The sequence below is a fragment of the Phaeobacter sp. CECT 5382 genome (genome assembly GCF_001457775.1).
GTDB lineage: Bacteria > Pseudomonadota > Alphaproteobacteria > Rhodobacterales > Rhodobacteraceae > Pseudophaeobacter.
The window spans coordinates 135,216-161,926 of sequence record NZ_CYSG01000009.1 but is presented as its reverse complement, the minus strand read 5'-3'; the positions used below and the strand labels follow the sequence as shown (position 1 = coordinate 161,926).

The following is a 26,711-nucleotide window of genomic DNA, read 5'->3' as shown; positions in this document are numbered from 1 at the left end:
AAATTGCGCGGCTCTGGGGTAGGGAGTGTTGGCGGGCGGTTAAGCCGACCAACCCCATTTGTAGTGATGGTGTTCAAAGGTCACATGCATTTCGGCATTGGCAACACCTTCACGCATGTGACGATACAATGAGCGCCAGTAGGGCTGAATGGTGACACCCTCTTCCTGGATGATCATCTCCATCTTTTTCATCACCTCGCGGCGCTTGTCGGCATCCGCAATCGACAGCGCCTCGGTCAGCAGCGCGTCGAACTCTTCGTTTGCCCAACCGAATTCATTCCAAGCCTCGCCAGAACGATAGGCCAGAGCATGAACCTGTACGCCAAGCGGGCGTGGGTTCCAGTTGGTGGAGCTGAAGGGGTATTTTGACCAATCGTTCCAGAAAGTGGAGCCGGGCAGAACGGTCCGTTTGATCTTGAAACCGGCATCGCGCAGCTGAGCGGCGACGGCATCAGTGGTATTCTTGCGCCAGTCATCGTCAATCGACATGATTTCATGTTCGAAATCCAACATGCCTGCTTCTTCCATCAGCGCACGTGCCGCTGCGGGGTCGTATTTCTGCGGCGGAAGCTCGGCATATTCGGGATGAATCGGGCCGACATGGTGGTTCTCGGCGGCCTGTCCACGGTTGCCATACCCGAGTTCAAGGCAGACAGAATTGTCCACAGCCATCTGGATCGCCTGGCGGACGCGTTTGTCTGCATAGGGGCGTTTGCCGTCAACTTCGGCCAGCTGGTTGGGGCGCACGACGATCGTCGCCATGGTGACAACTTCGGACTTGTTGTATCCAAGGCCGTCCATCACATCGATGAATTCACCAACCGATTCATAGAGCATATCGACTTCGTCAGATTCCAGCGCAGCCAGCCAGGAGGACGGGTCAGTGCCGAAATCAATGTATTCGATGCGGTCCAGCGCCGGGGTGCCATAGACGGCATCGCCCCACCATGTGTGACCGCTGTTGCGTTCCAGCACGGCCTTGACACCGACCTCGAGCGTGGTGAGCTGGTAGGGGCCTGTTCCGACATTGGCGGTGAAGTCGTTGGTCTGAAAGCTGGAGTGCATGATGGCTGCCGGATAGTCGGCCATGCCCGCAATCAGTGAAATATCGGGGCCGGGCAGGTTCAGCCGGACGGTATGATCATCGACGACCTCTACACCGCCAGCAACAGCGGCGCCGGTCTCGGCGTCAACGAGGGTGCCGAAACGACCCGCCATCGAGTTGCCTTCAAGGCTCTTGTCGCACCAGCCAGTGATATTGCGGGCCACGTCTTCAGCGGTGAAAGCATCGCCGTTGTTCCAGGTCACACCCTTGCGCACATTTAGGGTGTAAACGGTGGCGTCGTCGTTGACCTCCCAGCTTTCCAGCAGCATGCCGCGGATGGAGCCGTCGTTGTTGTACTCAACAAGATATTCGTTGCTGCCGCGGGTCAGGTTCGCCATCTGCGACCAGTCATAGGTGCGCGGATCCTTCAGCGGGCGGACTTCCATCTGCACACGCAGGGAGCCGCCGGATTTCATGTCCGTCGCCGCCTGAGCTGGGGCTGCGAGGCCAATCAGTCCATAAGCAGCGGCAGCAGAGACGCCTAGGCCTGTGGCTCGCGCCAGAAATTCACGTCGATCTAGCTTGCCGTCCAGAACTTCGCGTGCATGCATTTTTGCTGCCCAATGGGGCTGAGCTTCAGTGGTGTTGATTTTGATCATTCGGGTCTCCCTGTTGTGCACCATCGGGGGTTGATCCCCGTTTGGACATTGCCTGTTCAAATCTTAGCCAGTGCTAGTCTGGAGCAGACCTGATCAGGGCAAGCTCTTGTCTGGAACGGGAATTAGATCCGGTCCGGAAAGATGCTGTTTTGGCTTATCGCCTTTTCATACAGTCATTCGGCCCTAGATATGGGGAGAGGTCAATGCACAGAATCGGCGTTGAGTGCATTAAAAGCGACATTTTTGGCGTCGCGTTTGGATTGTGAACTGGATGGAGAAGAGAGAACTGGGCAGGAGTGCCCAGTTCCCGGTCATTTCCGTGCCTCTTCAGACAGACTGCATTGAGGAGGGAATCAGAGCTGGATCAGAGGTAACGTCGGACCCAGGCCAAGATCTGGGCCAGTCTCAAACCTAGCCGAGTCAAATCCGTTTGCGGGCGGCCTTGCGCAACGTGCTGGGGGTCTGACCGGTGTGTTGGGTGATGAAGCGGGTAAAATAGGCTGCGCTCCCAAAGCCGAGCCGGTCGGCAATGTCGCGCATGGTGATATCCGAAGAAATCAACAGGATTCGTGCAGCATGGAGTTGTCGCTCCATCAGCAAGGCGGCGGCAGTCTTGCCTGTCTCGGCTTTGCAGACGCGAGTCAGATGGGTTGGCGTGACCGACAGCGCGGCCGCATGATCCGCCATACTGGCACGGGCATCGTAAAAATCGGCGACCCGCTGACAATAGGCCTGCGACAGCCGCCGCGCAGCAGAGGGGCGGCTCGGTGGCAGGGGGCCGGAAGGCGGCAGGCGGCGCAACTGAATACTTATCAGTTCACTATAAGACTGCAACGCCCGACGCCACAGAGCCGGGTGGCCAGATTGCTCGGCTACCATGGATTCGAGCAGCGTATTCAGCCGCGCCTGTTCTCTGGTATCAGTAATCTTCAGATGCATTGGCCGGTCTGGCATCGCAACTGGTGATGAAACCGGAACACGCAGGGCCTGCCCCAAACACTGGCGACCAAACTCTACCGACAAAAGTGCGCGCGCCGGAAAAAACAGGGCACTATGTGTCCCAAAGCCGCGCTGCGCGCCGTCCATCAGAAAACGACCCTGGCCCCTGGTCACCCAGATCAGCAGGTGCTCGCTGCGGTCATGGGCCAGCTCGGTCTGCCATGCTCCATCTGGAGACAGCCTGCTGAGAGGCACGACCTGAATTTCCTCGGCGGGGTTTGGATCAAACGGCATTAGACACTGATAGATTAAAGTTTCTTGAAATTTTCAACACGACTTAGCAGGGCATTATTTTTCGATTCGGGCAAGTTCTCCCTATTGGGATATTTGAAAAACCTGAATCTCCATCCTGTTGTTACGGATCTGGAACCAATTTCCCTATTTGGTGAAGTTTTTATATAAACAAATTTGAATTTATTTATATAACGCGTCGCGTGGAGGGAAGGCGGTGGGCGTCGTCGCTAGGTAGCCAAATGGCGAAAGCGTTCAATAGACAGACTGACGCTTGGCTGAAGCTCGGCGGCGAACAGAGTTGAGCCTGGCTGCATGTTGAGCCTGGCTGCATCCAGGCACCTGAACACTGTATGGAAGATATCAGGCAGAAAGATATGGGGTCAGACTGGCTGACCGCATGCTGCGATACAGGCGAGCGCTATTGCAGGTCCGGTTCCAACTGGATCCAGGCCTGCATCTTTGATCTGAACCAGCTTCTTTGGCGTTTGGCGTAGCGGCGTGTGGCGATTGAGGCCTGCTCGCGGGCCTGATCAAGTGTGAGCTGACCCGTTGTGTATCCAACCAGTTCCGGCACGCCAATCGCCTTGAAGGCGGGCAGGGACGGATCATAGCGGTCTTGCATGGCGCGGACCTCATCCAGGGCACCCTGCTCGAGCATCAGATCAAAACGCTGACGGATGCGTGCTTCGAGCCAGTCTTTGGGGCTATTCATGACGATAGCGGTGCAGGCGCTCAGGGGCAGTGGCGGCGCGGGGGTTTCTGCCTGCCAAGTGGCAAGAGATTTTCCCGTGGCCTGCAAAACTTCCCAGGCGCGCTGGACACGAGCGCGGTTCTGCACGTCGATCCGGGCCGCAGTGATCGTGTCCAGGTCCGCCAGCAGCGTCTCAAGAGAGAGGGAATCGCCCTGGACCCGAATGGCATTTGGGGTTGGTGGAATTTCTGCCAAGCCCTGCGTCAACGTCGAAAAATACAGCCCAGTTCCACCGACAATGATCGGACGTTGTGGCCCGGCAAGCAGCGGCAGGACATCGCGCAGCCAGTGGCCTGCGGAATATTGCGCATCAAATGGAACATGGCCGTAGAGGTGATGGGGCAGGCGGGCTTCATCCTGCAGACTGGGGCGTGCGGTCACCACACGCCAACAGTCATAGATCTGGCTGGCATCTGCATTCACGATCACACCGCCTTGTTTTTCGGCGATTTCCATGGCCAGAGCCGATTTTCCAGAGGCCGTGGGGCCTGCCAGCAAAACGGGTTTGTCCGGGTCGATATCAGGCAACATCATCGTAGGGGCGCTCGTCAGTCTATGATTGATTGCAGAAAAAAACAGCTTCAAAACTGGAGATACTGTCGCGAGACACCGGATACTAGGGATAAAGACCGAGGAAAGCGATCAGGGCGCATTGAACATCACGCCGTTTTGCTTCATTTTGCAGCGCAAACTAACCCCCCTCATCCGTCGGAGCGCAATATGCCCCTAGATCTTGAAACGCTGGATACTGCTCCAGACGCTACCTATAACCGTGTCATGCTCAAAATTTCCGGCGAAGCGCTGATGGGCGATCAGGGATTTGGCCTGCATCCGCCCACTGTTCAGCGCATCGCGCGTGAAGTCAAAACCGTGCACGACATGGGCGTTGAGATCTGCATGGTCATCGGCGGCGGCAATATTTTCCGCGGCTTGTCCGGCGCGGCACAGGGCATGGAACGCACCACAGCAGATTACATGGGCATGCTGGCGACCGTGATGAACGCCCTGGCGATGCAGAGCGCGCTCGAAGACATTGGTGTCTTTTGCCGGGTTATCTCGGCGATCCCGATGGATCAGGTCTGCGAGCCCTATATCCGCCGTCGCGCGGTGCGCCATCTCGAAAAGAAACGGGTCTGCATCTTTGCGGCCGGGACCGGCAACCCCTATTTCACCACCGACACCGCCGCGACGCTGCGTGCCAATGAAATGGGCTGTGAGGCGATTTTCAAAGGCACCAAAGTGGATGGTGTCTATGATAAGGATCCCGAAAAATTTGACGACGCAAAGCGCTATGACACCGTCAGCTTTGATGATGTTCTGGCCAAACGTCTTGGCGTGATGGATGCTTCGGCGATCGCCCTGGCCCGGGATAATAACCTGCCGATCATAGTCTTCTCGCTGGATGAGCCCGGTGGCTTTCGTGGGATTCTAGCAGGCAAAGGCACCTATACAAAGGTCTCCGGCTGATCTTCAGGCCTCGGACTATTCACTCTCTTGCGATGCACGTCATGGAAGTGTCACAGAGGTTGGCTAGAAGTGGCTAGGCACCGGGTTTCAGAAAGTGACAATTGGGTAAATTTATCTTGCCGAATGGTGTCATGGTCCCCCCTGGACCAAAATTTTCTGCGCGTGACAGTTCCGCTGTCACGCGCAATTCATTTACTAGCAGCCTTTTTCGCGCTTGGATGGTGAACAGGGGGCGGGGCAGACGCGGCCAGCCCGTCTGCCTAGAACGTCTCTGAATTGAGGCCCCATCTGACACGGCGCTTCTTTTTTTTGTCCCGATTTAGCGGCGTTTGGGACTGATTTGGCTAGGTCAGAGCAACCGCCGCGACCCAAAACCCTGTCATGATCGCTATACAATGGCGGGCCAATGGCTTATGAGCAGATCAAAGACCGCCTCAAGTCAGGGGAGAGAGCAGAATGTCTGACGATTTCGAACTGGATACCGATGATCTGAAACGCCGTATGGATGGCGCGATGGCAAACCTGAAAACGGAATTCGCCTCGTTGCGGACCGGCCGCGCCTCTGGCTCAATGCTGGAACCGGTAATGGTAGATGCATACGGATCCATGACGCCGATCAACCAGGTCGGCACCGTGAATGTGCCCGAACCGCGTATGGTTACCATCAATGTTTGGGACAAGTCCCTCGTTGGCAAAGTGGAAAAAGCCATTCGCAATTCCGGGCTGGGAATCAATCCGCAGCTCAATGGCACCATTATCATGTTGCCGATCCCCGAGCTGAACGAAGAGCGTCGCCGTGAGTTGGGCAAAGTCGCCGGCACCTACGCCGAACACGCCCGAGTTTCTGTCCGCAACGTGCGCCGCGATGGGATGGACCAGATCAAAAAAGCCAAGGCAGACGGCATGTCCGAAGACGACCAGAAGTTCTGGGAGACCGAGGTGCAGGATCTGACAGATACGATGATTAAACTTGTGGATGACGCGCTTGAAAACAAGCAGACCGAAATCATGCAGGTCTGATCTCGTTTATGTCCAGTAAAAACGATATCGGTACGGACAGTGACGCGACAGAGGAACAGGAACGATCTGGTCCTCGTCATGTTGCAATCATCATGGACGGCAATGGCCGTTGGGCACAGGCGCGGGGAAGACCGCGCCTGTTTGGCCATCACGCGGGCGCAAAACGCGTGCGCGAAGTTGTTGAATGCTGTCCCGAACTGGGTGTGAAATATCTTACGATATTTGCTTTTTCGACAGAAAACTGGAAACGGACCCAGGTCGAAATCTCGGGGCTCATGAGCCTTTTCCGCCGCTACATTTCCAAAGAAATGAAAGCGCTCGCCGCCCGCAATGTGCGTGTACGCTTCATTGGTGATCGTCTGCGTCTTGATGATAAGCTCGTGCGTCTGATGGACGAGCTGGAGCATGAAACCGAGGGAAACGACGGAACCCATCTCACCATCGCGCTGAACTATGGCGGTCGTGATGAGGTTGCCCGGGCCACCAAACGTCTCGCAGAGGATGTTGCGACGGGCCTGCTTGCGCCAGAGGATGTCGACGAAGAAACATTGCCACGGTACCTCGATACACATGTGTTACCGGACCCGGATCTGGTCATTCGCACCAGCGGCGAGGCGCGTATCTCCAATTTCCTGCTGTGGCAGTCGGCCTATGCTGAGTATGAATTCATCGACACGCTCTGGCCTGATTTTACCGCCGAAGAACTGGGCCGTCTGTGCCGCAGCTATGGCACCCGGGACCGGCGTTTCGGAGCGGTGAAGAAATGATGCAAAACCGTCAGGGCCCCTGGGCAGATCTGATGCCGCGCGTGCTGTCGGCTCTGGTCATGGTTGCCGTGGCAATCTGCGCTGTCTGGGCGGGCGGTCTAGTCTTCAGTCTCGTTATCGCGCTCAGCTGTGGCGGCATGATCTGGGAGCTGAGCCTGATGCTGGCGCCGCGCCGCTTTGGGCTGGCCGTGCTTTTGGGGGCTGCGACCGCCTTTGCTGTGATGGCGTCTACGCTGTTGCCGATGATGGCGGCCCTTGCGGTTGTTTTGCTGCCTGTCGGTCTGGGGGCTGCGCTGGTCGCGGAACAGGCTCGGATCCGTTTTGCCGTCTTTGCCCTATGGGTGGTCATGGCCGGCGTAAGCTTCATCTGGTTGCGCAATGGCCTCGGAGCACAGTGGCTTGTCTGGTTGATTCTGGTGGTGGTTGCGACGGATGTCGCGGGCTATTTCGCTGGGAAAACCATTGGCGGCCCCAAGTTCTGGCCGCGTATAAGCCCGAAAAAAACCTGGTCCGGCACCTCTGCGGGTTGGATCGCCGCAGCTGTGGTCGGTGTGATCTTTGCCGCACGTTTTGACATGGGCGCGGGTTTTGTGCTGGCTTCGGTGCTTGTTTCCATGGCCAGCCAAGCAGGTGATGTTGCTGAAAGCGCGCTGAAGCGGCAGACGGGGGTCAAGGATTCCAGTGCTTTGATCCCGGGGCATGGTGGTCTGTTGGATCGCTTCGACGGAATGCTTGGTGCCGCTGCGATGTTCCTGTTTCTGTTCACCTTTCTGGGATAGCCTGAGAGGGCAGTACCATGCGGAAAATCTCCATTTTTGGCGCTACCGGATCGATCGGGCAAAGCACGATAGATCTGATCCGGCGCGATCCTGCGGCCTATGATGTGGTGGCGCTGACCGGGGGGGGCAATATTGCTCAGCTCGCCCGGGATGCCATTGCTCTTAACGCTGATCTTGCCGTGACCGCCTATGATGAAAACCTGCCTCAGCTGCGGGACGCACTTGCCGACAGCGGCGTTGCAGTGGCTGCCGGACAGGCTGCCCTGATCGAGGCGGCAGCCCGACCAGCCGATTGGGTGATGTCTGCCATTGTCGGGGCTGCTGGGTTGGCGCCGGGACTGAAAGCTCTGGAGCAGGGCGCCACGCTCGCGCTGGCCAACAAGGAATCATTGGTTTGCGCCGGTAAGTTGCTGCTGGAAACGGCTGCCCGCTATGGTGCCCGACTACTGCCGGTCGATAGCGAGCATTCCGCAGTCTTCCAGGGCCTTGTCGGGGAGGATATTGAGGCTGTCGAGCGCATTATCATCACCGCCTCTGGTGGGGCGTTTCGCGACTGGCCATTGGCCGATCTGAAAAATGCAACATTGGCGCAGGCCTCGTCGCATCCGAATTGGGATATGGGGCAAAGGATCACAATCGACAGTGCTTCCATGTTCAATAAGGCGTTGGAAGTGATTGAAACACGTGAGTATTTCGGAGTTTCGCCCGATCGAATTGAGGTTCTGGTGCACCCGGAATCCATGGTGCATGCCCTAGTTGGTTTCAACGATGGCGCCCTGATGGCGCATCTTGGCGCTCCGGATATGCGCCATGCCATCGGCTATGCGCTTCATTGGCCGCAGAGGCGCGATCTGCCGGTGGCCCGGCTTGATTTGGCGGCCATCGGCCAGCTTAACTTTGCCGAACCCGATCCGATCCGCTATCCCGCGCTGGCTCAGGCCTATGCGGTGATGGAGCGGGGCGGCATGATGGGCGCGGCTTTCAATGGGGCCAAGGAACGTGCCCTGGATCTTTTCATTGCTGGCCGGATCGGCTTCACCGACATGGCTGAGATCACCGCGCGGGTTCTTGATCAGATTGAGACGCAAAGCGGCCTCATTGATTCCGCAATGACCCTTGATAACGTCAGCCGGATTGACCACATCGCGCGTAACGCGGCGGATGCGGCGGCAGCAACAGGCATAAGGTAACGTTTTGGACGCACTTTCATTTCTCCCCCAGTTTGGCGGGCTTCTCTATACGATTGCCAGCTTTGTCGTGGCCCTGTCGGTCATTGTTGCCGTGCATGAATATGGCCACTACATCGTTGGTCGCTGGTCAGGCATCCATGCCGAAGTTTTCTCCCTGGGCTTTGGCCCGGTGTTGTGGAGCCGCGTCGATAAGCATGGCACGCGCTGGCAGGTGGCGCTGCTGCCCTTTGGCGGCTATGTGAAATTCCTTGGGGATTCTGATGCGGCCTCGGGCAAGGACGTGGATGCTATTGCGAAAGCTGCCGCTGATCCGACAGAACTGCGCCGGACCATGCATGGTGCACCTCTCTGGGCACGCTCGGCCACGGTTGCAGCCGGGCCGATGTTCAACTTCGTGATGTCTGCCATCGTGTTTTCGGCTCTGGCCTTTTCCTATGGAACCGTACGCGATCCACTGACCATCGGCTCGCTTATCGAGGTTCCCGGCATTGAAAGCGAATTGCGTCCCGGCGATGAAGTGCTTGAAGTTTCCGGACAAAAAGTTCCATCAGTTAAAGACCGCGACGCCTGGAGTGCCTTTCGTGCGGCGCTGCCGGTGACTCCGAGCCTTGACTATCTGGTGCGTCGTGACGGGGCGGAGCTCGAGGTTCAAGGGCCCTATCTCTCACCTTCATATGTTCAGGCCGTGGCGCCGCGCAGTGCCGCATCAGATGCAGGTTTGCGGGGAGGGGATTTCATCACTGGCGTCGACGGGGATGACATTTTTACCTTTGATCAGCTGAAGGAGAGAGTTGAGGCCGCAGACGGGCAGGCGCTTACCCTTTCGGTTGACCGCCAGGGCGCAACTGAGACACTCACACTGTCGCCCCGGCGTACGGATGAACCTCAGGCGGATGGAAGCTTCGCCAGCCACTGGCGCATTGGCGTCGTTGGCGGGCAAATCTATGAGCCGGCCACCGAAGCTGTGGGAATCGGAACTGCGATCGCTTCGGGGAGTGCTCAGGTCTGGGCCGTCATCTCGACGTCGGTTTCTGGTCTTGGGCATATGATTACCGGTGCTATCAGCACCTGTAATCTGTCCGGTCCGATTGGAATCGCGGAAACCTCAGGTGCGATGGCCAGCCAGGGGGCCGAAAGTTTTATCCGCTTCATCGCCGTACTGTCGACCGCGGTCGGCTTGCTGAACCTCTTCCCGATCCCGGCTCTGGATGGGGGGCATCTGGTGTTTTACGCCTATGAAGCCGTTGTCGGGCGTCCGCCCAGCGATCGTGCGATTCAGGTTCTTATGACCCTCGGGATCACCATGATCTTGTCGCTGATGGTCTTTGCCTTGGCGAATGACATTTTCTGTTAGGTGGTTTTGCAGAGTTTGATGCGGTTATGTCTGCGTCAAACTCTGGCCACATTCCTCGGTTAACGTTTTGGAAATCTGCGTTAATGCGCATGGACGCGGCGGCAGCACGAAGGTTCAGCAGGGGCAATCCCTGCAGTCTCTCGTCAGTCTGGGCCTGCGACTGTGTCAATCTGGGGAGTGTTCCGGCATGCATATACAACACATAGAGTCCGAACGAGGGGTTGGTCTGCTACTGCGTTTGAACTGGGATCGCGCGCTTGCGGCTGCGATCGTTTTTGTGTCGCTGAGCCTCGGTGCCTGGCTCGCCGGGCTGTAACGGGAACAAATAAAAGAGTATTTTTACAACTTGCGCGCGGGTAATTGCCCGCGTGCATTTTTGTTGGTTTTGACAAGTCGGCACAAACCCGATACGCACGATTCAAAGGTGCTATAAAATCGGGTAAAGACTGATGTTTTGGGGGAAGAACGCGGGCACATCCTGCGGTGTGCGTACAACACGCACCAATATTTTGTATAGAGGCGTCTCTGTGGTCGCCTTGTCTGTGGTCTTTGGATTTGGGCTGTCACCCAATTTCGCGGCCGCGCAAAACTACCGTTTCAACACGGTTCAGGTCGAAGGCAATCAGCGGATTCAGACCTCAACAATCGTTGCGTATACAGGGATTGAGCGGGGCAAGACCGTCTCGGCTGGCCAGCTCAATGATGCCTATCAAAACATCCTAGACAGTGGTGTTTTCGAAAGCGCTGAATTGGTTCCAAAGGGTAATACTCTGGTCATCAAGGTGACCGAATTCCCGACAATCAATAAGATCAACTTTGAGGGCAACCGCCGTATCAAAGATGAAAATCTGTCGGGAATCATCGAGTCGGCACCTCGTCGTGTCTTCAACCCGACCCTGGCCGAACGCGATGCTGCCGCAATTGCCGAGGCCTATGGTGCACAGGGGCGCCTAGCGTCTCAGGTGACACCGAGAATCATTCGCCGCAGCGACAATCGGGTTGATCTGGTTTTCGAAATTTCCGAAGGTGACACCGTCGAGGTCGAGCGGGTTTCGTTTTTGGGCAATCAAGTCTATTCGGACCGCAGATTGCGCCGCGTTCTGCAGACCAAACAGGCTGGTTTCCTGCGGGCTTTCATCCGTGGCGATACATTGATCGAAGATCGCATCGAATTTGACAAACAGGTGCTGCGCGATTTCTACCTGTCTCGCGGGTATGTCGATTTCAACGTCAACAGCGCCAATGCCGAAGTCACGCGTGAACGGGATGCGGTTTTCCTGGTGGTCGATGTTGTCGAAGGCCAGCAGTTCTCCTTTGGTGAACTTTCCGTTGTGAGTGATCTTTCCGAGGCTGATGCGGATGAGTTTCGCGCGGCGCTGAAAATCAAACCGGGTGTTGTTTATTCGCCATTTTTGGTGGAGCAGTCGATCGAACGTTTGGAGAACCTCGCCCTGCGCAAGGGAATTGACTTCCTGCGTGTGGAGCCGCGGGTAACGCGCAATGATCGGGATCTGACGCTGGATGTCGAATTTGCGCTGACGCGTGGACCGCGTGTTTTTGTCGAGCGGATCGATATCGAGGGGAACACCACCACACTGGACCGGGTTATTCGTCAGCAGTTCAAAACCGTCGAAGGGGACCCCTTTAATCCACGGGAGATCCGGCGCACGGCGGAGCGTATTCGCGCGCTGGGTTTCTTTAGCGAATCTGATGTCGACGTGCGCGAAGGCAGCTCCCCCAGCCACGTGGTTGTCGATGTGGATGTTGTAGAACAACCCACAGGCTCCTTGAGTCTCGGCGGTGCCTATTCCGTCGAAGATGGTTTTGGAGTGACTCTTGGTCTGACCGAAAACAACTTCCTAGGCCGCGGACAGCGATTGTCCTTTGCGATTTCTACCGCACAGGAATCTGAAGAATATGTTCTGGGCTTCTCCGAGCCCTATCTGCTTGGACGAGATCTGCGTTTTGACCTGGATCTTGGATTTTCTGAAACCGATTCCAGCTTCTCTGAATATGATACCAAACGGGTGTTCTTTCGTCCGGCGCTAACTTTTCAGACCGGTGAAAATTCACGTCTGCAAGTGCGCTACACTTGGGATTCGGACGAGATGCTCCGTCGCTCTCCTTTGACCACAAACGGAACTGTCTATCCTGTTGCGGGTCCTGTCGTTGAAAGTGAGATCAATCAGGGCGAAAAATCTGCTAGTGCCTTGGGCTTTACCTATTCCTACGATAGTCGTTTGACAGGGTTGGATCCCAACGCCGGGTTCCTGGTTCAGGTCGGTGCAGATTATGCCGGGCTAGGCGGAGATAATGAATATCTCAAAGCTACGGCCAAATTTGTAGCCCAGAAGCAGATCTTCAATGAAGAAGTCACCCTGCGTGCGACTTTTGAAGGGGGCGCGCTCAACTGGCTGGGCAATGACAGCAGCCGGTCTATTGACCGCTTTATCCTGTCCCCACAGATCATGCGGGGCTTTGAACCAGGCGGTATCGGACCAAGAGACCGAAGCGCACGGGATCCTTTGACACCGGCTGATGGAAATTATAGCGATTTCCTTGGCGGCAACCTTTATGCTGTGGCGCGTTTTGATGCCGAGTTCCCATTGGGGCTACCCGAAGAACTTGGGCTTAGGGGCGGGTTGTTCTACGATGTCGGAAATCTTTGGGATCTGAGCAATGTCAACACTGTCGGCAGTAATAGCCTCGTTGGTGAATCCGGATCATTCCGGCATGTGATCGGTTTTTCACTTTTGTGGACCACAGGTTTTGGCCCTCTGCGTTTCAATTTCTCCAAAGCCTTGAAGAAAGAGGATTTCGACGAGGAACAAAGCTTTGACCTGACGCTGCAAGCGCGGTTCTGACCGCGTGACCGTGCGAAAGGCGACACATGGCACGAAAGGAGCGCTGGCTGTTTGGCTGGCGCTCTTTGGCCTTTGCGCGATGGTTTCGTTGATTGGAGGCGCGTCGCAGGGATGGGCGCAGACACATACACAAAACCTTCTCCCACATTTTGACCCGACCCAGGATTTTCAACTCGGCGCGCCACAAAGCAGCATTCTGACTATTCAGCCGGATCGTTTGTTTGCCGAGAGCGCTTTTGGCAAGCGGATTTCCCGCGAAGTCGAGGCCGAGGGGGCGGTGCTGACAGCTGAGAACCGTCGTATCGAAGCCGAGCTGCGTGCCGAAGAGCAGGATCTGACCAAACGCCGTGCCACAATTGCCGCCGATGCTTTTCGCGCTCTGGCGGATGCCTTTGATGAAAAAGTGCAGGAAACTCGCCGTATCCAAGACCAGAAGTTACGTGAAATCAGCCAGCTGAGCGAGACTGCCCGGCGGGAGTTCTTTGCGGCGTCCTTACCTCTGCTGGAACAGATCATGCGCGATGCCGGCGCCGGCGCCATTCTGGATCATTCGACCGTTTTTCTCAGCTCGGATGCCGTGGATATCACCGATTTGGCGATTTCCCGTATCGATAAGGTTCTTGGTGATGGTCTGTCTGGGGCATCGTTGATCCCAGAACGGCTGGACGAGGAGTAATCGCGCGCCAAACTTGCTGAAATTGCGCTCAGTTGATAGGGAACGGCGCAAATCGTTTTAAACCACAGGATAGTTGCCATGACCTCCGAGCTGCAAAGTGCCGACATTCATCTGATCCAGCGGATCCTTCCCCATCGCTACCCCTTCCTTTTGGTGGACAAGGTGCTGGATATCGACGGTTTTTCTTCGGCGCGTGGTATCAAGAACGTGACCATGAACGAGCCGCATTTTCAGGGCCATTTTCCCGGTTCTCCCATCATGCCGGGCGTCACCATCGTCGAAGCCATGGCGCAGACTGCGGGCGTGATGCTGGGCGTCGGCATGGATATGGTCGACACGGATCTGCTGATCTATTTCATGAACATCGACAAGTGCAAATTCCGCCGCAAGGTCATCCCCGGTGATGTGTTGGAGATGAAAGTCGAAACCCTGCGCGGCAAACCCGGTGGCAAGATCTTCAAATTCAAAGGAACCGCGACAGTCGAAGGTGAAGTTGCTGCCGAGGCCGAATTCACCGCCATGGTCGATCTGCAAAAGGACTGATGCATATGAGCCAGATCCATCCCAGTGCCGTCATCGAAGAGGGCGCCAAACTTGGCAAGGACTGTGTGGTTGGTCCGTTTTGCCATATCGGTCCCGAGGTGGTTCTGGGTGATCGGGTAACATTGAAGTCGCATGTGGTCCTCACCGGCGATACCGAGATTGGCGACGAGACAACTGTTTTCTCTTTTGCAGTGATTGGTGAAATCCCACAGGATCTGAAGTTTCAGGGGGAAAAAAGCCGCACGGTTATTGGCCAGAGAAACCGCATTCGCGAACATGTCACCATCAATGCCGGCACCGAAGGCGGTGGTGGTGTCACGCGGATTGGCGATGACGGGCTGTTCATGGCCGGCTGCCACATTGCCCATGATGCCATTGTCGGCGATCGGGTGATCGTGGTGAACTCTGCGGCCGTCGCCGGTCACTGTGTGCTCGAAGATGATGTCATCATTGGTGGGCTCTCAGGCATTCACCAATGGGTGCGGATCGGTCGTGGCGCCATTATTGGCGCTGTGACCATGGTGACCAATGACGTCATACCCTATGGGCTTGTACAGGCCCCACGTGGCGAATTGGATGGGCTCAATCTGGTCGGTCTCAAGCGTCGCGGCGTGACCCGCAGCGATATTACCGCTCTCAGGGCGGCCTTTCAGATGCTGGCACAGGGCGATGGCACCTTTCAGGAACGCGCGCGCCGGCTGGGCGATGAAACCGACAGTGTCTATGTCCAGGAAATCGTCGCCTTCATTACCGGTCAGACGGATCGTTCCTTTCTGACGCCGGGGGGCTGAGACCATGCTTGCGATTATTGCCGGAACCGGTGCGCTGCCCAGGGAAGTGGCTGTACGACTACCCAAGCGCCCGCTAGTTTGTGCGATGGAAGGTTCCGAACCCGACGAGGTCGATGCCGAAATTCATTTCCGGCTGGAGCATCTGGGAAGTTTTCTAGCGCGGCTCAAATCTGCTGGCATCAGCGAAATCTGTTTGGCAGGCGCGGTCACGCGCCCGCAAATCGATCCTGCGGCAATTGATGCCGCGACTCTGCCACTGGTGCCGGTGATCCAGTCCGCCCTTGGCGCAGGCGATGACGGAGCCTTGCGCGCCATCATGGGGGTTCTAGAACAGGCTGGGTTTACCCTGCGCGCGGCCCATGACGTGGCGCCGGATCTGTTGATGGAAGAGGGTATTCCAACACAGGTGCAACCCGGCGAGCTGGACAAGGCAGATGCTATGCGTGGCACAACCGTGGTTGCAGCCATGAGCGCCGCCGATATTGGCCAGTCCTGTGCCATTCGGGCCCGACAGGCCATCGCGGTCGAAAACATCTTTGGAACCAACTGGATGCTGCGCAGTCTTGCACATCGCCCCGACGGGCAGGGCGGATTGATGTTCAAAGCGCCCAAACCGGGGCAGGACCGCCGCGCGGACCTGCCAACTGTGGGAGTTGAAACCGTGGAGCTAGCCGCAGCAGCTGGTCTTTCTGGGATCGTGTTGGAGGCCGGCGGCGTGATCGTGCTGGACCAGCAGGAGGTGATCGCGACCTGCGACCGGCTGGGGCTGTTTCTCTGGCTGCGCAAACCTTGAGCCTCAGGGTCTTCATTCTGGCCGGAGAACCCTCTGGCGACCGGCTGGGTGGGACGCTGATGGCCGGTTTGAAAGCGCTGGCTCAGGATGTGGAGTTTCAGGGAGTCGGAGGCGATGCCATGGCTGCGCAGGGGCTGACATCCCGCTTTGCCATGCAAGAACTGTCGGTCATGGGCATCGCCGAGGTGCTGCCCAAATACCGCCATCTGAAACGGCGCATTCGTGAAACGGCCGATGCCGTCATTGATATGCGCCCGGATGTACTGATCACCATCGACAGCCCGGATTTTTCGCTACGTGTAGCCAGCTTGGTCAAGGCGGAAAGCGATATCCGCACGGTGCACTATGTGGCACCTTCGGTCTGGGCCTGGCGTCCAAAGCGGGCGGTCAAGATGGCGAAATGCATCGATCAGGTGCTTGCCTTGCTGCCGTTTGAGCCGCCCTACATGGAAGCGGCTGGCATGGCCTGCGATTTTGTCGGCCATCCGGTTGTGGCAGAACCACAGGCAAGCATGCCGGAGATCACTGATCTGCGCCGCCACTTTGGTCTAAGCGATGCCCCGGTGGTGCTGGCTTTGCCGGGATCACGCCGCTCGGAGGTCAGTAGACTGGCCCCGGTTTTTGGGGCGGCGCTGAAGGCGTTTCAATACCAGCACCCTGCGCATCGGATCATTGTCCCCTGTGCGGCGCCAGTCGCCGGGCTGGTTCGGGCGCAATTGGAAAACTGGCCCGAAAACACTGTGCTGCTTGATCCCAATGAACTTGAGGGTGCGGAGTTTGCGGCGATGAAGCGTGCGGCCTTTACTACCGCAGATCTTGCGCTCGCGGCCTCGGGAACGGTTTCACTGGAACTAGCTGCCGCGCAAACGCCTATGGTGATTGCCTATCGCTTCCAGTGGCTATCCTGGCAGATCATGAAACGCATGGCGTTGATTGACACTGTCACATTGGTCAATCTGGTCAGTGACACGCGCGTGGTGCCGGAATGTCTTGGCCCGGACTGCACGGTCGAGAATATCGCTGCACGGCTCAGCGAAGTTGCAGCTGCGCCAGATCGCCAGCAAGCGGCTATGGCGCTGACCATGGAGCGGTTGGGGCAGGGCGGTGAGGCGCCCGGCCTGCGCGCTGCCCGCGCTGTGCTGAGCCGCCTCTGACCTTTACTTTGCTTCCGTAAGAGACTGGCGCGCTTTAGTAGCCGCGCCAGATCCAACCACCGCCAAAGATGCGGCTGCCCTCGGTTTCATAGAACACGCAGGCCTGACCGGGGGAGACGCCTTCTTCCGGTGTCAGCAGTTCGACCTCGGCTGTGGTTGCCGACAGCGGGCGAATGATGGCTTCGCGTGGCGGGCGGGTCGAGCGGACCTTGACCATCACATGCCATTCGGCGCGGCTGTCAAACGGCTCATCGCCGAGCCAGTTGATTTCGCGCACCGGAATGGTACGGGTGGCCAGCAGCTCTTTGGGGCCGACTATCACCTGTTTCTTGTCGACATCCAGTCGCACCACATAAAGTGGCTCGCTCAGCCCGCCAATGCCAAGACCGCGGCGCTGGCCGATGGTGTAGTGGATGACGCCGGTATGCGTGCCAAGAACACGCCCGTCGGCATGCACGATCTCACCTGGTTCAGCCGCACCTGGGCGCAATTTCTCGATGACACTGGTATAATTACCATCAGGAACAAAACAAATGTCCTGGCTGTCGGGCTTATCTGCAACGGCCAACCCGTATTGCGCTGCCATCTCGCGGGTGGCGTCCTTGGAGGGCAGATGCCCCAGCGGAAAGCGCAGATAATCGAGCTGCTCGGGCGTGGTCGAGAACAAAAAGTAGCTTTGGTCGCGATTCGCGTCCTCTGCACTGTGCAGCTCTGCACCATTGGCGCCCATCTTGCGCTGAATATAGTGCCCTGTCGCCATACAGTCTGCTTCCAGATCGCGTGCAGTTTCCAACAGATCCTTGAACTTTACCCGTTCGTTGCAACGAATGCAGGGCACCGGGGTGGCGCCGGCCAGATAGCTGTCGGCAAATTCGTCGATCACGGCGTCTTTGAAGATGTTTTCGTAGTCGAGAACATAATGCGGGAAACCACGTTCTTCGGCGACCCGGCGGGCATCATGGATATCAATGCCGGCACAACAGGCGCCTTTTTTTGCTAAGGCAGCCCCATGATCATACAGCTGTAGTGTCACGCCAACCACGTCATAGCCCTGATCGGCGAGGTAGGCGGCGACAACTGAGCTGTCGACGCCTCCGGACATGGCCACGACCACGCGGGTTTCTGAGGGCGGTTTGGCAAAGCCAAGAGAGTTCAGCGGAGTGTCGATATCCAGCGCCATAAGGCAAATCCTTAGATCAAGGGGGCAAGCGTCGCAGAATATATGAAAATCCTACAGACTCTCAAGGGGGCAGGTTCACGCGTCTTTAATTAGACTGAGCAAATGCTGCAGCAGACCAGAGAAATTGATGTACCGAATAGGGGTAGAGGCATGTTTCTGAAGAAAGTAGAGGGGCCGCGCGCCGTGACCTTGCCTGATGGCTCCACTATGACCCGCGCTGATTTGCCACCCGAGACGACCCGCAGGTGGGTGGCTTCACGTAAGGCTGCGGTGGTGCGTGGGGTGCTGTATGGGTTGATTCCCCAGACAGAGGCCCTACGTAGGTATGGGCTAAGTGAAGAGGAGTTTCGAAGCTGGATTGCTGCCGTAGCAGACCATGGTGAGGATGCACTTAAGACCACCCGTCTTAAAGACTACCGATAAGTTTGTGCCAAATAGATACCTCAGCACTTGAGTCAAAGTTGAGAATTAACGATTATGGTAACGGGCCATTAACCTTTTTCCATCAGGGTTAACGCAACCTGAGGGAAACAGTGTACAGGCGGAGAACATAAACATGCGCATTCTTCTGGTCGAAGATGACCCTACCACAGCGAAAAGCATCGAATTGATGCTGACCCATGCCAACCTGAACGTCTATTCGACGGATCTGGGTGAGGAAGGGATCGATCTCGCAAAGCTATATGATTACGACCTGATCCTGCTGGATCTGGGGCTGCCCGACATGAATGGTCATGAGGTCCTGCGTCAACTGCGCCTGGCGCGCATTGAAACGCCGATCCTGATCCTGTCCGGTGCCGATGATACCGACAATAAAATCAAAGGCTTCGGCTTTGGCGCAGATGATTATCTGACCAAACCCTTCCACCGCGAAGAACTGGTTGCACGTATTCACGCAATCATTCGCCGCTCAAAAGGGCACTCGCAGTCAATCATCAAGACGGGCAAGATCGCGGTCAATCTGGACGCCAAGACCGTTGAAGTGGACAGCAAGACCGTTCACCTGACTGGCAAAGAATATCAGATGCTTGAGCTTTTGAGCCTGCGCAAAGGGACCACCCTGACCAAGGAAATGTTCCTTAACCATCTTTATGGTGGGATGGACGAACCCGAGCTTAAGATCATCGATGTTTTCATCTGTAAGCTGCGCAAAAAGCTGAGCACAGCGACCGGTGGCGACAATTACATCGAAACCGTATGGGGCCGAGGCTATGTGCTGCGGGACCCGCAGGATGATCAGATGTCTGGCGGCCACCGCATGGCGGTTGGTGCCTGAGGCGATCGCATTTGATCCTGAAACCTACCACTGACCCTTCCAGCCTTTGGGCCATTTATGGCCCAAAGGTTTCGGTCAGGATGTCTTCTTTGTGAATTAATGGTTAACGGCCCTGTGTTCTCGGCGGGACACAAATGGCCAGTTTACGCGATCAACCCGCTACGGCGGGTTTTTTACTGCCTTGATCCTCCTTCTCTTCGCTTCGGTGTCTGGCGTGTCTGGACCTGGCTCGATCCGCGTTTTATCACCTAGGTCTGAACGAGACGGGGACTGCGCGTGGGACAGCAAGAATTGACACCTCCAAAAGAGCTTTCGCTGGAACAGGCACGAGAGGAGTTTCTCGCCCTGCAGGAGCAGCTGGCTGCTGCTGATCAGGCCTATCATCAGCAGGATGCGCCATTTCTGAGTGATGCGGACTATGATGCAGCCAAACGACGCTATCTTGACCTGATCGACGCCTTTGCTGAGTTGGGCGCTCAGGCGACCCAAAAGGATTCTGTCGGCGCGCCGGTGACCTCTGGTTTTGGCAAGATCCAGCATGTCCAGCGCATGCTTTCGCTTGGCAACGCATTTGACGATTCGGATGTTGCCGATTTTGATCGCAGCATCCGAAACTATCTTGGTCTGGACAATCGTGCCCCTTTGGCCTTTACAGCAGAGCCCAAAATCGACGGGTTGTCACTTTCCTTACGGTACGAAAACGGCTGCCTCATCCAGGCGGCGACGCGTGGCGATGGCACAACAGGGGAAAACGTCACGGCCAATGCCTGTACCATTTCGGATATTCCGCAGCAGCTGATCGGCGCGCCGGAGGTTCTTGAGGTGCGCGGCGAAGTCTACATGAGCCACGCCGATTTTGCCGCACTGAATGCCCGTCATGAAGAGCGCGGTGGCAAGATCTTTGCCAACCCGCGCAACGCGGCTGCGGGATCATTGCGGCAATTGGATGCTGAAAAAACCCGTGCACGACCTTTGCGATTTTTTGCCTATAGCTGGGGCGATCTTTCGGCTCCCTTGGCGCAAACACAAATGCAGGCGATTGAGCGTCTGGCTCAACTCGGCTTTAAAACCAATCCTTTGACCTGCCTGTGTTCAGGTGTCGTTGATATGATCCGTCACTACCGTCTGATCGAAGAACAGCGTGCAACGCTGGGTTATGATATCGACGGGGTTGTCTACAAGGTGGATGATCTGGCGCTGCAGGAGCGTCTTGGGTTTCGGTCGACCACGCCACGATGGGCAATTGCGCATAAGTTCCCCGCAGAGCTCGCCTGGACCCGACTCGAGGCGATTGATATTCAGGTTGGCCGCACCGGGGCGCTGAGCCCGGTTGCCCGGCTGACACCTGTGACTGTTGGCGGTGTTGTCGTTTCCAACGCGACCTTGCACAACGAAGACTACATAACCGGTCTGGACTCTAAAGGTGACGTGATCCGGGGGGGCAAAGACATCCGGGTTGGCGACTGGGTTCAGATTTATCGTGCTGGCGATGTGATCCCCAAGGTGGCTGATGTCGATCTGTCTAAACGTCCCGAAGGAGCAGAGATCTTTCGCTTTCCCGAGACCTGTCCGGAATGCGGCAGCCCGGCTGTGCGCGAAGAAGGCGATGCCGTGCGTCGCTGTACTGGCGGCGTCATTTGCCCGGCCCAGGTCACTGAAAGGTTAAAGCATTTCGTCTCACGTGCCGCCTTTGATATCGAAGGCCTCGGCGCTAAACAGGTCGAACAGTTCTACAGTGATGGCTGGGTTAAAGAGCCTGCGGATATCTTTGATATAAAAGAAAAATATGGCGCTGGACTGCAGCAATTGAAAAACCGCGAAGGCTGGGGCGAGAAATCCGCCACCAACCTTTTTATGGCCATTGATGAGAAGCGTAATATTGCCTTTGGGCGCCTGATTTTCTCGCTAGGTATTCGCCACACGGGCGAAGTCGCCGCCAAGGATCTGGCACAACACTATGGCGATTGGGACAGGCTAGTGACAGCGCTGGATCAGGCGCGTCCGGCGGCACTGGCGCATCGGACTGCAGACGAGGCCGAAGAACGCGAACGCCTGAAAGCCGCGGCAGAGGATCGTCGGGCGCGGATCACCGAAACCCGCGCTGCTGCTATCGCCGCCTGTGATGTGCCTGCAGAAGCGACCGCCGCCTGGGATGATCTGATTTCTGCCGACGGAATTGGCCCCGCCTTGGGGTTGTCTCTCTCGGACGCCCTCGCCAACACGGATGAACGCGCGGCCTTTGATCGTCTGTTGGCGCATCTGACTGTGATCCCTCCAGAAGCGCCAAGTAATGATAGCCCGGTTGCTGGCAAAACCGTGGTCTTTACCGGTACTTTGGAGAAAATGACCCGGGCCGAAGCGAAGGCGCGCGCAGAAGCCTTGGGTGCCAAAGTGGCTGGATCTGTCTCGAAGAAAACCGATATTTTGATCGCGGGGCCGGGTGCAGGCTCCAAGGCGACGAAGGCAGCTGACCTGGGCATCAAGGTGATGGGCGAGGATGAATGGCTCGCCTTTGTTGGCAGCGCATGACGGGCCGCCCGGAAATCCTGTTTCCGCTGTTTGCAGCGGTAGAGACGCTCAAAGGGGTTGGGCCAAAGACTGCACAGTCACTGGCGCAGATCGATTTGGAAACCCCGCGTGATCTGACCTTTGCCTTGCCGCATTCGGTCCTTGATCGGCGTCGGCGTGATAGCATTCAAGGGCTCGACCTGCCTGCAATTGCCACGGTTGAAGTCACGGTGGGCGCGCATCGTCCGGCGCGCAATCGCGGCGGTGCTTACCGCATTAATGTAAGTGACCAAGAGGTTGAATTCCAACTGGTTTTCTTTCACGGACGCAGTCGTTACCTGGAGGCGCAATGCCCCGAAGGGTCGCGGCGGCTGGTCTCGGGAAAGGTTGAGCTGTTTGACGGTGTGGCGCAGATGGTGCATCCGGATCACATCGTGCCGCTGGCCGAAGCTGAAGACATTCCGGAGTTCGAACCGGTCTACCCGCTGACCCATGGCATCACCCAGAAAACCATGACCAAAGCTGTGCACAGCGCGCTAGACCGTCTGCCGGATCTGCCGGAATGGATCGATGCAGGGCAGATCAAGCGAGAGGGCTGGATGGGGTGGCGCGCGGCCTTGCTGGCGGCGCATGCGCCGCGGGGGCTGGACGATCTTTCCCCTGAGGCGCCGGAACGCACTCGGCTGGCTTATGATGAGCTGTTTGCGCATCAGCTGACCTTGGCGCTGGCTCGTCAGGCTGAGCGTACACACAAGGGGCTACGCAGTCAGGCCACCGGGCGCTTGCAGTCAAAGGTTTTGGCCGCCTTGCCGTATCGGCCAACAGGCGCGCAGGCGCGGGCGATCGAGGAGATTTCCACCGATATGGCCTCTGACCAGAGGATGAACCGTTTGCTGCAAGGGGATGTAGGGTCAGGGAAAACTCTTGTGGCATTTATGGCGCTGCTGGTCGCGGTCGAAGCTGGCGGGCAGAGTGTGATGATGGCGCCGACGGGTATTTTGGCGCAGCAGCATTTCGAAAGCCTGCAGCCGCTGGCAGAAGACGCAGGCGTGGTGCTGGAGTTGCTGACTGGTCGCGACAAGGGGGGCGAACGGCGTGCCAAACTGGCCGCGTTGGCCAAGGGCGACATTCAGATCCTCGTCGGGACCCATGCGGTGTTCCAGCAGGATGTTGTGTTCCAGCAGTTGCGTCTGGCGATCGTTGATGAACAGCACAGATTTGGGGTGCGTCAGCGGCTGGAACTGGCGGAAAAAGGCAAGGGAGCGGATGTGCTGGTGATGACAGCCACTCCGATCCCGCGGTCGCTGGCCTTGGCGCAATATGGCGATATGGATGTCTCGGTACTGGATGAAAAACCGCCCGGACGCCTGCCGATCAAAACCGCTGTTCTGAGCACGGAGCGGATGGAGGAAGTAGTTAACCATCTGCGCCGCGCCATTGACGAAGGGCGCCAATGCTACTGGGTTTGTCCCCTGGTCGGAGAGTCGGAAGTGATGGATCTGACAGCCGCTGAAGAACGTTTCAAACACCTGAGGGCCATTCTGGGCGAAGGCATTGTCGGCCTGGTCCACGGCCAGATGCCACCGGCTGAAAAAGACGCTGCCATGGCCGCCTTTCAACGGGGTGACACTAAAGTTCTGGTGGCTACTACCGTGATTGAAGTGGGAGTGAATGTACCCAATGCAACGATCATGGTCATTGAGCGGGCAGAGATTTTTGGCCTGGCCCAATTGCACCAGCTGCGCGGACGCGTCGGTCGTGGCAGTGCCGCCTCGACGTGTTTGTTGATGTATCAACCTCCGCTGAGCAAGGGCGGGCGACGACGTCTTGAGGTGCTGCGTGAAAGCGAAGACGGTTTCCGGATCTCGGAAACCGATTTGCAGATGCGCGGTGCTGGGGATGTCATCGGCACGGCGCAATCCGGTCTGCCCCGGTTCCATATTGCTGATCTGGAACGGCAGGCGCCACTTATGGCAGTGGCCCAAAGTGACGCACGTGCGCTGCTTGCAACAGACCCGAATCTGGCGTCGGAACGGGGCAAGGCCGCGCGTGTTCTGCTTTGGTTGATGAAACAGGATCAGGCAATTCGTTTGATTTCAGTGGGTTAAGGATTTTTCGGACCCTCAGCATTTAGTTTGTTCTCAAAAGTTCGCAAATGTTCTCAAAAAGTTCTTTACAGGTCGCTTTAAAAATGAGAACAAAGAGGCAACAAGACCGACGGAGCGCGGCGCGAACAACAAGATGACAGCATAAGCTGATCACACCGACAGAGCTGAGGAGGCCAGAGCCATGATTTCACAACTGAAAACAACCCTGCACAACACCCAGTCCACCCTTCTGCAAGATGCTATTGGAGCAGCCTCTTTGATGGTGATGTTGGTGGTTGCTCTGCATTTGCCCGGCCTGCTGTAACTGCGCCTGCTGTAACTGCACCAAGATTTTCCCGGATCTGTCTCTTCAGATCTTCAAACCCAGCCTACTGTATAGTCGAATTTCTGTACCGAGTATTTTTGTTTCTGCCTGCCGTTGCCATGCCGGGCGCACTTGCATCCTGTCCCGATCAGATGAGGAAATTCCCGCCTGACTACTTTCCTGCCGGTTGTGCCTATCAGCCGACAAGTGTGCCTGGACCCCGCATGACAACGCATTGCCTGCCGCCACCATCTGCCCGGATGCGTGGCGGCATTTTTTTTGAGTGTCTGGAAACGACCTTTTCATCAGTCACCGGGGCGCGGATGACGCGAGAAACATGTCGCGTGGAACACGCAAGAGAGAAGACTAGGCGGAGTTTTCTGTATCGGCCTGCGTCATCGCGTCAAGACAGGCGTCCAGACACAACAAGATTGAGGCGTGTCGATTTTTGAATTCACGCGCGGGCATGAGGACTTCGAGATCCCCAAAGGGGGCTTTGGGGGCGGGCTTGTCATCGGTGAGCATGGCTTTCAGCTCGTCGCGTGCGGTTTGCACTTCGGCGAGGCTACGGCCGATGATATTGCGCCCGACAATCGAGGCGGAAGCCTGCCCCAGCGCGCAGGCTTTTACGTCTTGGCCAAATTCGACAACCCGCCCATTGTCCAGTTTTAGATCAACGGTGACTGTAGATCCACACAGGGGGGCACGCTTTTTCGCGGTAACATCAGGGGCATCCAATCGATCCAGGTGGGGAATATCCGCCGCCAGCGCCAAAATGCGTGAAGAGTAAAGATTGATCAGGTCTGTTTCGCTGGACATGCTCTGCCTCGGGCTTTCCCTTGGGATATCTTCCCCATACATAGGGGGCAGATTCCAGATGCAAAAGGGTTTTCCCATGTCTTTTACTCCTGACAGCCTGAAATACGACGCCGCCGGGCTGATCCCCTGCATCGCTCAGGACGCCACTAGCGGTGAGGTCCTGATGATGGCCTGGATGAATGCTGAAAGCGTCGCGCGCACACTTGAGACGGGCAGGGTGACCTATTGGTCGCGCTCGCGCCAGTCTTTCTGGATCAAGGGAGAGAGCTCTGGTCATGTTCAGAGCCTCGTTGATCTGCGGCTTGACTGTGACAGAGATTGCCTGCTGGCCCTGGTTGAGCAGGTCGGTGCAGCCTGCCACACAAATCGACGGACCTGTTTTTATACGGCTGTGCGCGATGGTGAAGAGCAGGAACTGATGGCACCTATGGAATAGCGACGAGCGTACAATTTAACAATGTAACTGTGAAAAGATGAGAGATTAGCCCAGTTCCATCGAAGCCTGATCCCGGAACGTCTGGTCCGGGCTCGATGTCAAAAGCGGCTACAAGCCGACCATTGTTCGGATATCTTGCGGCGTCGCGCCCTCGGCGCGGTATTTGGCGATGGCGCGGGCGTCGTCCCGCTTAGCCAATCGCTTACCGTCATCGTCACGGATCAGCACGTGATGATGATAGATCGGGGTTGGCAGGGCCAGCAGGGTTTGCAACAGCACATGGATCTGGGTGGCCTCAAACAGATCCACCCCGCGCGTGACATGGCTGATGTGTTGGTCGGCGTCGTCTACCACGACCGACAGATGATAAGAGCTGCCCATGCCGCGCCGGACCAGGATGATGTCGCCAACGGCTGTGGTCAGGTGATCCGGGTCCAACTTATGCGGGCCGTGAAATTGCGAACCTGTTTCTCTGAAGCTCGCGTGGCCCGCCAGCTGGATGGATTTCTCCATATTCAAACGAATGACATCACTGGGCTTGGCCTGCGACATCGCGCGATTGCGACAGGTGCCCGGGTAGATCCGTCCGTCAGGGCCAAATTGCGGCACCCCCTCTTGCGGAGCACCTGCTGCGGCCTCGATATCGGCTCGATTGCAGTGGCAGGGATAGGTGAGGCCAAGCTGCTCAAGCTGAGCCAAGGCCTCACGGTAGCGTGGCAGACGGGTAGATTGCCGCATGACCGGGCTGGGCCAATCAAGCCCCAGCCACTGCAGGTCGTCAAAGATTTGCGTTTCCCATTCGATGCGTGCACGACTTTGGTCGATATCCTCGATCCGCAGCAGGAATGTCCCACCCGCGGCCTGGGCCATGTCAAACGCCAGTATTGCCGAATAGGCATGGCCCAGATGCAAGGGACCGGTGGGCGAGGGGGCAAAACGCGTACGGTAACTCATACGGGAAGCGTGCTCCTCAATCGGTTGGCCTATCTTGGGC

Annotated in this window: 25 protein-coding genes; 19 read left to right on the top strand and 6 right to left on the bottom strand. The window is 57.0% G+C overall.

All coding sequences use genetic code 11. The features are described 5' to 3' along the window. Positions 1-39: 39 nt before the first annotated feature. From PH5382_RS11810 to miaA, 3 genes are all read right to left on the bottom strand, one after another. Positions 40-1,704: an ABC transporter substrate-binding protein gene (locus PH5382_RS11810; RefSeq protein WP_058334580.1), complete on the bottom strand. Its 1,665-nt coding sequence runs from the start codon at positions 1,702-1,704 to the stop codon at positions 40-42. Between the two features lie 420 nt (positions 1,705-2,124). After that, positions 2,125-2,937 carry a helix-turn-helix transcriptional regulator gene (locus PH5382_RS11805; RefSeq protein ID WP_058334579.1) on the bottom strand — a complete coding sequence of 271 codons (813 nt, stop codon included), beginning with the start codon at positions 2,935-2,937 and terminating at the stop codon, positions 2,125-2,127. A 418-nt stretch (positions 2,938-3,355) separates the two neighbouring features. Continuing rightward, positions 3,356-4,222, bottom strand: coding sequence for a tRNA (adenosine(37)-N6)-dimethylallyltransferase MiaA (miaA, locus tag PH5382_RS11800; protein WP_058334578.1), 867 nt, complete (start codon positions 4,220-4,222; stop codon positions 3,356-3,358). A 186-nt stretch (positions 4,223-4,408) separates the two neighbouring features. Here miaA and pyrH point away from each other — a divergent pair, with 186 nt between their 5' ends. From pyrH to lpxB, 13 genes are all read left to right on the top strand, one after another. Beyond that, positions 4,409-5,155, top strand: a complete 747-nt coding sequence (gene pyrH, locus PH5382_RS11795; protein WP_058334577.1) for a UMP kinase — start codon at positions 4,409-4,411, stop codon at positions 5,153-5,155. Positions 5,156-5,611: 456 nt separating this feature from the next. Then, positions 5,612-6,175: a ribosome recycling factor gene (gene frr, locus PH5382_RS11790; protein WP_058334576.1), complete on the top strand. Its 564-nt coding sequence runs from the start codon at positions 5,612-5,614 to the stop codon at positions 6,173-6,175. Between the two features lie 8 nt (positions 6,176-6,183). Then, entirely contained in the window at positions 6,184-6,942 is a 759-nt protein-coding gene (locus PH5382_RS11785) for an isoprenyl transferase (protein ID WP_058334575.1), read from the top strand. Continuing rightward, entirely contained in the window at positions 6,939-7,721 is a 783-nt protein-coding gene (locus PH5382_RS11780; RefSeq protein ID WP_156414892.1) for a phosphatidate cytidylyltransferase, read from the top strand. Before PH5382_RS11785 ends, PH5382_RS11780 begins: the two co-directional genes overlap by 4 nt. A 17-nt stretch (positions 7,722-7,738) precedes the next feature. Then, a complete protein-coding gene (gene dxr / locus PH5382_RS11775) occupies positions 7,739-8,911 on the top strand; it encodes a 1-deoxy-D-xylulose-5-phosphate reductoisomerase (RefSeq protein ID WP_058334573.1) in 1,173 nt (390 codons plus the stop codon). Between the two features lie 4 nt (positions 8,912-8,915). Continuing rightward, positions 8,916-10,265 (top strand): RIP metalloprotease RseP, encoded by a 1,350-nt coding sequence (rseP, locus tag PH5382_RS11770; protein WP_058334572.1) that lies wholly within the window; start codon positions 8,916-8,918, stop codon positions 10,263-10,265. Positions 10,266-10,452: 187 nt separating this feature from the next. Beyond that, on the top strand, positions 10,453-10,581 hold the full coding sequence (locus tag PH5382_RS20295; protein WP_255354103.1) for a hypothetical protein: 129 nt from the start codon (positions 10,453-10,455) through the stop codon (positions 10,579-10,581). 133 nt (positions 10,582-10,714) lie between these two features. After that, the gene (gene bamA / locus PH5382_RS11765; RefSeq protein WP_058334571.1) at positions 10,715-13,129 is read left to right on the top strand and encodes an outer membrane protein assembly factor BamA; all 2,415 of its coding nucleotides are present in this window, start codon (positions 10,715-10,717) and stop codon (positions 13,127-13,129) included. Positions 13,130-13,133: 4 nt separating this feature from the next. Beyond that, positions 13,134-13,805 carry an OmpH/Skp family outer membrane protein gene (locus PH5382_RS11760; RefSeq protein ID WP_231751861.1) on the top strand — a complete coding sequence of 224 codons (672 nt, stop codon included), beginning with the start codon at positions 13,134-13,136 and terminating at the stop codon, positions 13,803-13,805. A gap of 78 nt (positions 13,806-13,883) precedes the next feature. Then, the gene (gene fabZ, locus PH5382_RS11755) at positions 13,884-14,348 is read left to right on the top strand and encodes a 3-hydroxyacyl-ACP dehydratase FabZ (RefSeq protein ID WP_058334570.1); all 465 of its coding nucleotides are present in this window, start codon (positions 13,884-13,886) and stop codon (positions 14,346-14,348) included. A gap of 5 nt (positions 14,349-14,353) precedes the next feature. Next, positions 14,354-15,139, top strand: coding sequence for an acyl-ACP--UDP-N-acetylglucosamine O-acyltransferase (lpxA, locus tag PH5382_RS11750; RefSeq protein ID WP_058334601.1), 786 nt, complete (start codon positions 14,354-14,356; stop codon positions 15,137-15,139). A 4-nt stretch (positions 15,140-15,143) separates the two neighbouring features. Continuing rightward, positions 15,144-15,932, top strand: coding sequence for an LpxI family protein (locus tag PH5382_RS11745; RefSeq protein ID WP_058334569.1), 789 nt, complete (start codon positions 15,144-15,146; stop codon positions 15,930-15,932). Further along, a complete protein-coding gene (gene lpxB / locus PH5382_RS11740; protein ID WP_058334568.1) occupies positions 15,929-17,086 on the top strand; it encodes a lipid-A-disaccharide synthase in 1,158 nt (385 codons plus the stop codon). The genes PH5382_RS11745 and lpxB overlap by 4 nt, the downstream gene beginning before the upstream one ends. Positions 17,087-17,120: 34 nt before the next feature. Here lpxB and mnmA read toward each other — a convergent pair whose 3' ends face one another. Further along, positions 17,121-18,266: a tRNA 2-thiouridine(34) synthase MnmA gene (gene mnmA, locus PH5382_RS11735; RefSeq protein ID WP_058334567.1), complete on the bottom strand. Its 1,146-nt coding sequence runs from the start codon at positions 18,264-18,266 to the stop codon at positions 17,121-17,123. Positions 18,267-18,416: 150 nt separating this feature from the next. On the opposite strand from mnmA, the gene PH5382_RS11730 reads away from it, so the two are divergent. The 5 genes from PH5382_RS11730 (at position 18,417) to PH5382_RS20290 (ending at position 24,462) form a co-directional block, all read left to right on the top strand. Continuing rightward, the gene (locus PH5382_RS11730) at positions 18,417-18,689 is read left to right on the top strand and encodes a CtrA inhibitor SciP (protein WP_058334600.1); all 273 of its coding nucleotides are present in this window, start codon (positions 18,417-18,419) and stop codon (positions 18,687-18,689) included. Positions 18,690-18,822: 133 nt separating this feature from the next. Then, complete coding sequence (gene ctrA, locus PH5382_RS11725) at positions 18,823-19,542, top strand: response regulator transcription factor CtrA (protein ID WP_058334566.1); 720 nt, start codon at positions 18,823-18,825, stop codon at positions 19,540-19,542. 276 nt (positions 19,543-19,818) lie between these two features. Further along, a complete protein-coding gene (gene ligA, locus PH5382_RS11720; RefSeq protein WP_231751860.1) occupies positions 19,819-22,071 on the top strand; it encodes an NAD-dependent DNA ligase LigA in 2,253 nt (750 codons plus the stop codon). Then, on the top strand, positions 22,068-24,158 hold the full coding sequence (recG, locus tag PH5382_RS11715) for an ATP-dependent DNA helicase RecG (protein ID WP_058334564.1): 2,091 nt from the start codon (positions 22,068-22,070) through the stop codon (positions 24,156-24,158). Before ligA ends, recG begins: the two co-directional genes overlap by 4 nt. Before the next feature lie 181 nt (positions 24,159-24,339). Beyond that, on the top strand, positions 24,340-24,462 hold the full coding sequence (locus tag PH5382_RS20290; protein ID WP_255354102.1) for a hypothetical protein: 123 nt from the start codon (positions 24,340-24,342) through the stop codon (positions 24,460-24,462). A gap of 366 nt (positions 24,463-24,828) precedes the next feature. On the opposite strand, the gene PH5382_RS11710 is transcribed toward PH5382_RS20290, so the two are convergent. Then, on the bottom strand, positions 24,829-25,281 hold the full coding sequence (locus PH5382_RS11710) for an iron-sulfur cluster assembly scaffold protein (protein WP_058334563.1): 453 nt from the start codon (positions 25,279-25,281) through the stop codon (positions 24,829-24,831). A gap of 58 nt (positions 25,282-25,339) precedes the next feature. Here PH5382_RS11710 and hisI point away from each other — a divergent pair, with 58 nt between their 5' ends. Further along, positions 25,340-25,717, top strand: a complete 378-nt coding sequence (hisI, locus tag PH5382_RS11705) for a phosphoribosyl-AMP cyclohydrolase (protein WP_058334562.1) — start codon at positions 25,340-25,342, stop codon at positions 25,715-25,717. Between the two features lie 108 nt (positions 25,718-25,825). Here hisI and gluQRS read toward each other — a convergent pair whose 3' ends face one another. After that, positions 25,826-26,671, bottom strand: coding sequence for a tRNA glutamyl-Q(34) synthetase GluQRS (gene gluQRS / locus PH5382_RS11700; protein ID WP_058334561.1), 846 nt, complete (start codon positions 26,669-26,671; stop codon positions 25,826-25,828). Positions 26,672-26,711: the final 40 nt, after the last annotated feature.